Origin of the sequence: Streptomyces sp. P9(2023) (assembly GCF_032436795.1) — a bacterium.
In the GTDB taxonomy this organism is placed as follows: domain Bacteria; phylum Actinomycetota; class Actinomycetes; order Streptomycetales; family Streptomycetaceae; genus Streptomyces.
Genome location: NZ_JAUPWM010000119.1, coordinates 1 through 619, shown reverse-complemented (window position 1 = coordinate 619; position 619 = coordinate 1). Strand labels below are relative to the sequence as shown.

Genomic DNA, 619 nt, shown 5'->3' with positions numbered 1-619 from the left:
CTTGAAAATATCCGAATTAATCTAGTCGTGGTTGGGAATTCAATATCTAAACGCTCTTGGATGATATCCAATGGCTCCATACCTTCCAAGTTTGTAACAACAACGCGCCCAGCCTTGAGGGCTTCAAGAATGACGTAGTAAGCAACATAAGAGGACTTGTAAGAGCCGTTAGCTCCCGTTCTGATAGTGATAGCCACGTTAGAACCTCCGGACCGCTAAAACAAATGCAGTGGTAAAAGCTGTAAAAATAATATTGAGAACTTGGGGAACCTTAAAGAGAAAAGCGTAATATCTAATTTCATCGGGAAGAGCATTAAAAGTCATAACGATAAGCTGAGTAAAACCAATTTCATTTAATAAATAAGAGGCAACTTTATAATAGAAAGCGAGTGAATAAATCATCCATTTTAATTTAATGTTTATGTACCAAGCATAAACGAATATAACAAACTGCTCAAAGTAAGAAGGGATATTTAAAATAAAATCAATAATGGATTGAAAAAAGTCACCGATTGATTGAATGATTAGATATATAGATTCCATTATTTAGAGCCTCCCATAATTACGCGAACAGCAATGACAGAAGCGATAAATAATAAAATGGTAGCTATTAAGTTAG

General features: G+C 34.7%; 2 protein-coding genes. Both read right to left on the bottom strand.

Annotated features, from left to right (window positions below; all coding sequences use genetic code 11):
- A partial coding sequence (locus Q5762_RS36930; protein ID WP_315896690.1) for a zonular occludens toxin domain-containing protein occupies window positions 1–197 on the bottom strand: 197 nt, incomplete at its 3' end.
- Between the two features lies 1 nt (window position 198).
- Window positions 199–543 carry a DUF2523 family protein gene (locus tag Q5762_RS36925; RefSeq protein WP_279200519.1) on the bottom strand — a complete coding sequence of 115 codons (345 nt, stop codon included), beginning with the start codon at window positions 541–543 and terminating at the stop codon, window positions 199–201.
- Window positions 544–619 lie beyond the last annotated feature (76 nt).